The sequence below is a fragment of the Zavarzinella formosa DSM 19928 genome, assembly GCF_000255705.1.
Taxonomy (GTDB): domain Bacteria; phylum Planctomycetota; class Planctomycetia; order Gemmatales; family Gemmataceae; genus Zavarzinella; species Zavarzinella formosa.
The window spans coordinates 1,849,966-1,858,467 of the sequence record NZ_JH636439.1 but is presented as its reverse complement, the minus strand read 5'-3'; the positions used below and the strand labels follow the sequence as shown (position 1 = coordinate 1,858,467).

At 57.4% G+C, this 8,502-nt stretch carries 11 protein-coding genes; 4 read left to right on the top strand and 7 right to left on the bottom strand.

Features of this window, described 5'->3' with window-relative positions; genetic code table 11:
* The coding region (locus tag BGIM_RS0108730; RefSeq protein WP_193788951.1) for a hypothetical protein at window positions 1–962 on the top strand (962 nt) is incomplete at its 5' end.
* A 101-nt stretch (window positions 963–1,063) separates the two neighbouring features.
* Entirely contained in the window at window positions 1,064–1,642 is a 579-nt protein-coding gene (locus BGIM_RS0108725; RefSeq protein WP_020469408.1) for a hypothetical protein, read from the top strand.
* 25 nt (window positions 1,643–1,667) lie between these two features.
* Here BGIM_RS0108725 and BGIM_RS0108720 read toward each other — a convergent pair whose 3' ends face one another.
* On the bottom strand, window positions 1,668–1,961 hold the full coding sequence (locus BGIM_RS0108720; protein ID WP_020469407.1) for a hypothetical protein: 294 nt from the start codon (window positions 1,959–1,961) through the stop codon (window positions 1,668–1,670).
* A 56-nt stretch (window positions 1,962–2,017) separates the two neighbouring features.
* Entirely contained in the window at window positions 2,018–3,025 is a 1,008-nt protein-coding gene (locus BGIM_RS0108715) for a hypothetical protein (RefSeq protein ID WP_020469406.1), read from the bottom strand.
* Window positions 3,026–3,162: 137 nt separating this feature from the next.
* Between BGIM_RS0108715 and BGIM_RS0108710 the strand changes: the two genes are divergently transcribed.
* Window positions 3,163–3,681, top strand: coding sequence for a hypothetical protein (locus BGIM_RS0108710; RefSeq protein WP_020469405.1), 519 nt, complete (start codon window positions 3,163–3,165; stop codon window positions 3,679–3,681).
* A gap of 52 nt (window positions 3,682–3,733) precedes the next feature.
* Here the strand turns inward: BGIM_RS0108710 and BGIM_RS0108705 are convergent, their stop codons facing one another.
* Window positions 3,734–4,105, bottom strand: a complete 372-nt coding sequence (locus tag BGIM_RS0108705; RefSeq protein WP_020469404.1) for a hypothetical protein — start codon at window positions 4,103–4,105, stop codon at window positions 3,734–3,736.
* A gap of 248 nt (window positions 4,106–4,353) precedes the next feature.
* Here BGIM_RS0108705 and BGIM_RS0108700 point away from each other — a divergent pair, with 248 nt between their 5' ends.
* Window positions 4,354–5,433 (top strand): hypothetical protein, encoded by a 1,080-nt coding sequence (locus BGIM_RS0108700; RefSeq protein WP_157368683.1) that lies wholly within the window; start codon window positions 4,354–4,356, stop codon window positions 5,431–5,433.
* A gap of 53 nt (window positions 5,434–5,486) precedes the next feature.
* Here BGIM_RS0108700 and BGIM_RS0108695 read toward each other — a convergent pair whose 3' ends face one another.
* The 4 genes from BGIM_RS0108695 to BGIM_RS62635 form a co-directional block, all read right to left on the bottom strand.
* Window positions 5,487–6,560: a diguanylate cyclase domain-containing protein gene (locus tag BGIM_RS0108695; protein ID WP_020469402.1), complete on the bottom strand. Its 1,074-nt coding sequence runs from the start codon at window positions 6,558–6,560 to the stop codon at window positions 5,487–5,489.
* A 211-nt stretch (window positions 6,561–6,771) separates the two neighbouring features.
* Window positions 6,772–7,080 (bottom strand): hypothetical protein, encoded by a 309-nt coding sequence (locus BGIM_RS0108690; protein ID WP_020469401.1) that lies wholly within the window; start codon window positions 7,078–7,080, stop codon window positions 6,772–6,774.
* A 309-nt stretch (window positions 7,081–7,389) separates the two neighbouring features.
* Window positions 7,390–7,773, bottom strand: a complete 384-nt coding sequence (locus BGIM_RS0108685) for a hypothetical protein (protein WP_020469399.1) — start codon at window positions 7,771–7,773, stop codon at window positions 7,390–7,392.
* Window positions 7,774–8,114: 341 nt separating this feature from the next.
* Window positions 8,115–8,309: a hypothetical protein gene (locus BGIM_RS62635; protein ID WP_157368682.1), complete on the bottom strand. Its 195-nt coding sequence runs from the start codon at window positions 8,307–8,309 to the stop codon at window positions 8,115–8,117.
* Between the last annotated feature and the right edge of the window lie 193 nt (window positions 8,310–8,502).

The window sequence follows — 8,502 nt, the reverse complement described above, 5'->3', positions numbered from 1 at the left end:
AAGCGGCGAGGGACGCGGAGCGGCAGGCGAGCCAGGCGAGGGTGGCCCGGAACATGGCCATCGGACAGGTGAGCGTCGGACTCATCAACGACTTCAACGCGGCCGCCTCGGGCGAGAAGATCGGCGCGGACATGGTCGGGGGCATCGTCGGGCAACTGGCGGGCGGCGCCTTGGGGATGTTCTTCGGCGGCCCGGCCGGGACGATGCTTGGCTCCCAACTCGGGGAGGCCATCGGCAAGGCGGTCGGGCCGGCCGCCGTCAAGGTCATGAACGATTCGTGGGCCGAGACGTTCGGCAAATGGCTGTTGGAACACAATGCGCCCGGCGACGTTGGCGGGCTGAAGGCCGAGGAAACGTGGTCGCACAAGAACGACGCCATCGTGGCGAGGGAGAAGAAAAAGATCGAGGAGGCCGCCGAGTCCATCAAGAAGGCGCAAGAAGACGCCAACCAGAAGATCGAGAAAGAATACAGTGACGAGCTTCACAAACTTTGGAAGTTGCAGGACACCCTGCGCAAAGCCGTCGCCGAGGACGCGGCCGCCAAGGAGATCAAGGAGACGGAGGACAAGATCGGCCGCATCAAAGACGCCCTGTCCAATATCAAGACGGATGTGATGGTTCACTTCGACCGGGGCCAGTTCGTAGGCAAGTCCGTGCTGGACGGCTCCCAGGAAAACGTGTCCATGATGCAGACCGCCCGGACGCGATCCTTGCAGATCGGCCAGAAGGGGGACGAACTGGCCCAACAAATGATGGACCGGGAGAAGGCGAGGCTGACGGCTGAACTGGAGGAAACCAAGAAACAACTGGAGACGGAGAAAAGCGACCGCAAGTTCAAGGAGGAAGAGTTGCTTCGCCAGCAAATCGAGAAGCAGGATGAAACGACCAAGCAGCTTGGAAAGATCAGGGATGAATTCACGGCTTTCAGAAACTTTGTCAGCAACTCCATTCGCTCTAAGTAATGCTTCTGATGCCAAAGTGGACACAACTTTGAACACCGGTTATTCTGACCCCAACCCCCAACCAAGCGGGTGTCCGGCGCCGGACACCCGAGGATGAACCGATGCACCACGTTTCAATCTGCCTGACGGTGATTTCCCTGTTTTGGATCTTGACCGGATGCGAAAAGACCAAATCACCGCAGTCGTCAGACGGAAAAAACTCAAGCCCGAAATTGGAAGCAGCCCGCCCCGGCTTGGACACACCCGTAAAGCACGATGGCCTTCAGGTATATGTTCACTCGGCGAAAGTGGAACAAGTTCCGCTGCAATACAAAGACAAGAACGATGGAAAGACGACAGGTGAAGTGCTTATCATCAGATTTGACTTGGAGAACTTGTCAGCAAACAAGAAAGTTGATTATCAATCATGGGCAGATGCTCCCGAATTGAGACCATCTGAATACGCATCGCTTCATGACAACTTTGGCAACGGCTATAAAATCATCAAAGTTTTTCCGAGTCATCCCGTCGATTCTGTTTCTTCAGAATCGGAACCCATCCATCCGGGCAAAACCGTCAAAGATGCCATCATGTTTGAGAAGCCAATTCCCGGCGCCACTCATTTGGACTTGGACCTTCCCGCCAAGAACTTCGGCGGCGATGGGGTCGTGAGGTTTCGGCTGCCGGTCCCCAAAAAGTAAACGGGTGTCCGGCGCCGGACACCCGTCAGTCCGCATGGTGAAGCGTTCGTATGTGTTCGTCGTCCCGTCGTCTCAGCAGGCGGGCAGTTTCGGCGGACACCACGGCTACCGGCATCCCGGTCCCAAGAATCGGCTCCCCGTGGTCGCATCGCACATCCACGGTTTCTTGATTGTTCTCGTCACCGATTTCCCCGGTGACTCTTCCGGCAAAGTCAATCATCGGCCGGCGAACGCCCCAACCTACCTCATAGAACTCGGGCCAGTCGCATTCGGACAACAACTGTCCCTTGTGCGAGCGGCACCACTCCTCATGAGTCATGGTTTGTTTCCTCGGGCATGGTTCGCGGGTGTCCGGCGCCGGACACCCGCGAAGGATCAGTAGAGATACGTCCCCAAGAAGGCGGCGAAATCAATGGGGAGCATTTGCCGGAACTCCAGCACGGCCGGCCCGCCCGGATCAATGACGTTCGGGCTGACCGGAAGGTTGTAGTGTTCGACGTGAGACGTTCCGACCGGCAGTTGAATATTCGCGGGCAAGCCGATGTCATCCAGGTAGATCGGCTCCAGAATCGGGGCGCTGGTTTTTGCCTCCCGGATATATTCAAATCCCTTTCTCTCCAAATGATTGGTCACGTTCAGGATCACATTTTGATAGCAGCGTCCGACGCTCATCATTCGGGTCGGAAGCCAAAGATCCTGTTTGACCTCCAGCGTCCAATTCCCCTCCCACCATCCGCCGGACGGCTCGAAGTCCGCCCCGCCCACCCGCAATTCCCCCGCGAGAAACCCGCCCCAATCATTGAGGTTCGCCTTGCCGACGATGGCCATGAACCACGCCACGTCCGTGCTGCCGTTGATCGGATAGCGACGCGGGACGTTGAGGGTTCCGTTGACGACAAAGCCGGGCGGCGGGTTCTCGACCGGCACCCCGGCCGTGTTGGCGTAGGGCTTGCCGTTCACGTCATGCGGCAGATAGGTTTCGGTCGGCCGGAAACTGATCTTCGGCGGCTGGTAGGTCAGCTTTCCGTCCGGAGACTGCCCCTCCGGGCCGTCGTCCCCGCCCGTTCCGGCGGGCGCCCCGCTGTCGGTTCCGGCGCCGTTCTGCTGTTGCCTTGACTCGGCATATTCGGCGGTCGCCACCCACATCAGCGGGTTGTCGTCCGTGTCCGCGTTCAGCGTCTGGCACCGGGCCGGCGGATAAAGCGGATGAGGGGCGCCCAACCGGCACCCCGCGGCCGACGCCACCGCGTCAATGATCTGGTTGGCGTGAAGCCCCTGTTCGTCAACCAGAACCTCGAACGTCCTTTTCAGCGAGCGGGGATTGTCGAGGCTCGCAGTTCCGGTTCTTCCGTCCCATCGTTCGTTGACTTGATAAGTAGGCATGCTGTCTCCCGTTTTGGGGACAGTAAGCGAGCGGGTGTCCGGCGCCGGACACCCGAGGGCCGTCTGGCACGCCATGAGCCTAAAAGTCCTGACATACAATCGCAGTCGTCCGGAGCCGGACGACTTGGAGAAAATCAATGGCCGGACTGTTTCTTCTCAAAGAACCGACGATGACGCGGGTGATGGATTCGATTGCCAGGCTCGGCGAAGCCTATTCCGAACCTTCCCGGCGCATCACCGCACCGCCCCCGACGCTCGCCCTTGTCACCTGCGGACCGCCACAGGGCACGCTTCCGGACGGCACAACGCCTTACCACGCCTGCGATCAACTGCAATGGCCAAAGGACGACGGGACGTTCGGGGATATTGTGGAGGGCTGGCCGGGCGGGTGGCTGATCTCGGCCGGCAAAACGTCGCTGATACCGGGAAAAACCGTTCTGGCCGTGGCCGGCCCGTCATGGTCTCCCGATCCGGCGACCGTGGAGGCCCGGACGATGTTCATTGCCGCGTTTGACGAAGGGGCCAGAATCGCCCGCATCCCCGACCCGGCCACGCTGGACGCCGACGGCTTCGCGGACGGATTCGTTCAGGAATGGAAGGGACCGGCGAACAGCGACCATCAGGACGGGCGGGCCATCAAAGTGCAGTTCCTGTGATGAGTGTCGGCAAATGGGTTGGGTGTCCGGCGCCGGACACTCATGTGTGAATTTACCCGGCGTTCCTCAACAACTGAATGAGCCACGGGGCAAGTTCGCGTTCCTTTTTCACCATCTCATTGACGATCCGCTGGCCTTGGACACGCTCTTCCGGCGCGTCCCATTGGCACATTTCAGCCTCGCTCGGGCATAACGTCGCGTTCCCCTCAGCCACATCGTCCAGAACTTCCGCGAGTTTTTCCCATTCAACATCCACGCCCGCGGCCACGGCCGCCCGTCGGAGCGTTCCGACAATGTGAAAGCACGCCTGGTAATTGATTGTCTGCGTGCGTTCGCTCTCCAGCTTTTCAATGCGTTCGGCCAGTTCGGACACCTGCGCGCTCAGGTCGGCCGTTCCCTCCGCAAGATCTTCGGGCAAGTCCATGATTATTTACCTTTGAATATCGGATGTTTGATTTCAACGTGCGAGCGATGGTGTCGCCATGTCGGATGTGACAAACTTTCGGCCGGATCGGAACTCTCGCAATCCCTTGGGTGTCCGGCGCCGGACACCCAAGGTCAATCCGACCCGCCATGAACCTAAAAGTCCTGACACGTACTCACGGGTGTCCGGCGCCGGACACCCAAGGGGTTAAGGACATTGCGGACTTGTTTTTCCTCAAAGAACAGACGATGGCGAAAGTCATGGACTCGATCGCCAAGCTTGGCGAGGCGGTCCCCGGCCAGTCCCATCGGATCACCGCACCCCCTCCCATGATCGCCATGATGAAATGCGGCACGCTTCAAGGCAATCTGCCGGACGGCACGACGCCGTACTATGCTTGCGAAGTCATGCAATGGATCAGGCCGGACGGGACGTTTGGCGACATTGTCGGCGCATGGCCCGGCGGGTGGCTGGTGTCCGGCTCGAAAGGCGGACTGACACCTGATGCCACATACCTTGCTGTGGCCGGTCCATTGTGGACGCCCGATCCGTCCGTGGCGGACAGCAAGCCGGTGTTCATCTCCGGGACCGGCGGAGAGGCCGCGTTCGGCACGTCGGGGATCGTCAACACGCAGAAGACCGGGGACAACCTCCAGTACCTTGGCAACGGTCCCAAGGCGATCCGGCAACTCGTGCTGCCGAACATGATCCACAGTTCGACCTTCCACCCGGAAACCTACATCGACGGGGATGTGACCGTCGAGACGACAACCGGCCCGTCCGAGACGGGGACAAACGGGGGTGGCTCCGTCCGGATCAAGCAAATTGACCAGGCTTCACCTGGTGGCGAGCGAAGCATCGACATCCTTGACCTGGTCGGCGGGGCTCCGGTCGGACGGCGGTTTTCGGCCAGAAAGAAAGCCGGACTGAGCGGGGCGTCGACGACCGCCGGAGATCTTTACTCGGCCAGTTACCGCGTGCCATCCTGGTACGACACGGGAACGCCCGGCTCGGACGGGGCCGGGCTGGTCATCTCGCAATCGCAAAGCTCGAATCCGGAGGGTGAGGGCGGGATACCCGTCTACGACGCCGTTTCGTTGACGCACGGGGCCGCTTCGCACATCCCGTTCTTTTTCAAGACCGGCACGATTCAGGGTGATTTGTTCAGCACGGTCACCTATCCGGGCGGCACGCCGACGTTCCACAATGGCGCCGCCGGTGTGGTGAACACTCCAATCGGGCAGTTTGTCAACGGCATCCTGACTTTTGGGGTAACCAGCGTTGACGGCAGCGATCTTTCGGGCATCATTGACGGGGTAATGTGGTGAGGGGGGTTCTCATTTCCTTGGGTGTCCGGCGCCGGACACCCGAGGGAATCCGGTTAGGTCGCTTCGTGGACTGGCCGGGGCCGGACAATCATCAGTTGATCTTTGGTGAACCGCTCGCCTTTATATGTCACGATGCAGTCTTTTCCACCCTCGCTCTTGGCATAGTGTTTGGCATCGTTGGCCTTCTGCTCAATCTCTTTGTCGGTAAGGGGACAATCTGGCGTGACGTGGACAAGCCCGGTGGAAATTTTCGCCTTGGATGGCACGCTGATATAGGTGAGTGTCGGGAGCTTGAGACGGAGACGGTCCATGAATTCTATGGCCCCTTCCTTGTCCATGTTCGGAATCAGGACGATGACTTCGTCACCGCCGATATGGAAGGCTTCGGCATGAAGGAAACAGTGGGCTTCGATAGACCTCAAGATGACAGGCAAACAATTTCTGTCAACCACCGTTTCCGTGTGGGAATTGAAGTCTCTTTTGAAATTGTCGATGTCGAAATATGCCAGTGCAAGTCCGACGTCCCGGAACTCGCACTGTTGCCTCCAGTAAGCCATTGACGGGGCCAGGGCCGACGCCGGCTGCAATACTCCGAACTTGTCGTCGTATTGCCTTTGAGGCAGTTCCAATGGAACTAAACTGCCTTTCCTATGAGTCTCCTTGATAATTTGTTCGGAAAAACGCAGAGTGCAGAAATCAGCAAGTCGCGGCATCCTCATCGGCGTAGTCTCAATGAACCACGTATCTTCGTTGCAGATATCCACGGATGCCATGCTCTTGTCGAATCGCTCAATGATCTCCAAGTCAGTGGTGTTCTCCAGAATTTTCTGAATGTCTGCGACATGTTTCCGGCGGAAATAGAGAAGGCATCTCTTCAGAAATGGCTGGAGGTCATCGTCAACTTTGCATTGCATCACATTGGTGTTTGTGTTTCTGAATCTCTCACCAAGTTGCAATACGGCTCGGTTATACTTCACACTGATATCTTCAAACACAGAGGGCAAACTAAGACCAATTGCGCTCAAAACATTCTTCAATGGATTAATGACTTGAGGCTCGTAGGCTGCCATGCTACGAAGTAACAGATCGGCTTTGGATGCATCGAATCGGCTGGTAGGCATCATCATTCCCCCGGTTAACAGATCCTGATGAATTAGTGAAAACAAGCGCGTGATTGAGTTGTGATTTGCTCAATATGAACCCGGCATCGTGGTTAGCTTCACATTCAAGGCCAGTGTCAGCAACTACGTTGGGTGTCCGGTGCCGGACACCTGCGATTCACCTATGCGGTTTGATTCTGTAAATGCGATTGACGGGAGTCCATCCCATCATCGTTACTCAATTTGCTTCTGGAAAAAAGTCCGGACGAATGGCGTTCTCTTCGATGTCTTCAAGCATCTCCCGGTTGTCCGTTCCAAAGAACGTCTTGTCCAGGCTCACGTTAATGGTAACCTGATTCATCAGCGGCATCTGAGGAAAGTCTGAATACGAGCATCTGCTTTCCTGCGACACGTAAAACCAGAGCAGGCAAGCCGGCCGGTCATTCAAACGGGACAAATACTCTGGGTTTGACTCGGGAAGGCCAATTGTCACGAACGCCTCGGGGTCAAGCTCTTGAAGCAGATCGATCAATTTTTTGACTTTCATGCAATTTTAGCCGTTGGTCTGTGTGTCACGAATTTGTTTTTGAAGACTAACCATCTGCGAGTCTCCCGTCAAACGAATTAGTTTCCAGTCAGCCCAGGCATCTTTCGCGGTGTCCTTCCCGCTTTGACGGCTGGTTGTCTGAACAGACAGCGATGTCTGGCTATGCGACTCTAACGTCATTGCGGTGGTTCCCTCATCCTCTCGGGTGTCCGACGCCGGACACCCTTGCAATTCCGTCCATTCGGAATCCGCATCTTAACCGGCCTTGTTTGTTATGTGGCCAATCGCGGCAGGGTAATGCCCCTCGCCTCAAAGTTGCAGAATCTCTAAGAATTGGTCCGCGGGAATCTCGGCCGCCTGACCGACCTTTGGGCCAGCGGGAATCGCTCCGACGATCAGCAGGTCTCCGATGACGAATATCTTTTGGCCCGTCAATATCTCGACGGCTCGTTCGGCTTTGGCATTCCGTCTCAACTGGACGGAAGATATCGCATTGCCGGCGGCGTTCTGCTTTGGATCAACACTCCAAACCGTGATGCTCGGGGAAAGCGTCCGGTCCGCGATCAGCACCCAACCCCGTTTCCCCAACAGTCCCTCGATGAAACCCGGCAACACAAAGCCGTCGCACGCAACCGGCGCCTCATGAGCGATGACCTTGGACGGGATCACCAGCAATACTTTCACGGTCGCCATGTTGTGTGTCGATTTTTTTGACCGATGTGAAACCAAGTATACTCGGCGTATCCCCCCGCCGGGCATTACAAATGAAACAGTAACACTCAAAGCACGGGAAGGAACACCTTTGTTCTTGTTCCTTCCGGGCTTTCCTCAAAACATTGGCTGACGGAACGAGAGTGTCCGGCGCCGGACACTTGCACGGAACAAAGTTGCGTTTACGTCTTCAGTGGCTTCCCAGCCATCAGGGCCGCGATCAGGGAAGCCGTTCGGCCTCGAACAATCCGGCGAGTTGATCGTCCGGCATTTCAACATTCGGAGACATTTCCCGGCGTCAGGTCCAACCGCTCCAAGTATCTTCAACTGGCTTCCCAAGGGGGAAGATCACCTGTGTCCGCCGTGGCCGGCTTTGGTTGTTCCAATGGGACAGACACGCCGGACAAGGCGATGATGGCGGCCCGGATCTGAGGGGGCAGGGCGTCCCACTTGGCGGCCAGCCGGATCAAGTCCGGATCGGTTCCAAACGTCGTCCGGCAACCATTCGGCAACCACATGTCCGAGAATTTCGGAAAGGCCGTGTTTTCCAGAGGTTTTTGATCGGGTTGCACCGGTCTTGAAAACCGGAGACGGGCTTGCCCGTCCGTGGGTTCGAATCCCTCTCCCTCCGCTCGTTGGGACTCCGTCAGGCTCCGTGGGACTGTAATTTCAGCCTTTTCCGTCATTACACTCAATGTCTGCGTTTTATCC

What these genes read in the sequence shown, in the direction of transcription:
- BGIM_RS0108690 (WP_020469401.1), bottom strand. Translation starts at nt 7,080, where the DNA reads ATGAAAGTCAAAAAATTGATCGATCTGCTTCAAGAGCTTGACCCCGAG.
- BGIM_RS0108715 (WP_020469406.1), bottom strand. Translation starts at nt 3,025, where the DNA reads ATGCCTACTTATCAAGTCAACGAACGATGGGACGGAAGAACCGGAACT.
- BGIM_RS0108725 (WP_020469408.1), top strand. Translation starts at nt 1,064, where the DNA reads ATGCACCACGTTTCAATCTGCCTGACGGTGATTTCCCTGTTTTGGATC.
- BGIM_RS62635 (WP_157368682.1), bottom strand. Translation starts at nt 8,309, where the DNA reads ATGTGGTTGCCGAATGGTTGCCGGACGACGTTTGGAACCGATCCGGAC.
- BGIM_RS0108705 (WP_020469404.1), bottom strand. Translation starts at nt 4,105, where the DNA reads ATGGACTTGCCCGAAGATCTTGCGGAGGGAACGGCCGACCTGAGCGCG.
- BGIM_RS0108700 (WP_157368683.1), top strand. Translation starts at nt 4,354, where the DNA reads ATGGCGAAAGTCATGGACTCGATCGCCAAGCTTGGCGAGGCGGTCCCC.
- BGIM_RS0108685 (WP_020469399.1), bottom strand. Translation starts at nt 7,773, where the DNA reads ATGGCGACCGTGAAAGTATTGCTGGTGATCCCGTCCAAGGTCATCGCT.
- BGIM_RS0108720 (WP_020469407.1), bottom strand. Translation starts at nt 1,961, where the DNA reads ATGACTCATGAGGAGTGGTGCCGCTCGCACAAGGGACAGTTGTTGTCC.
- BGIM_RS0108695 (WP_020469402.1), bottom strand. Translation starts at nt 6,560, where the DNA reads ATGATGATGCCTACCAGCCGATTCGATGCATCCAAAGCCGATCTGTTA.
- BGIM_RS0108710 (WP_020469405.1), top strand. Translation starts at nt 3,163, where the DNA reads ATGGCCGGACTGTTTCTTCTCAAAGAACCGACGATGACGCGGGTGATG.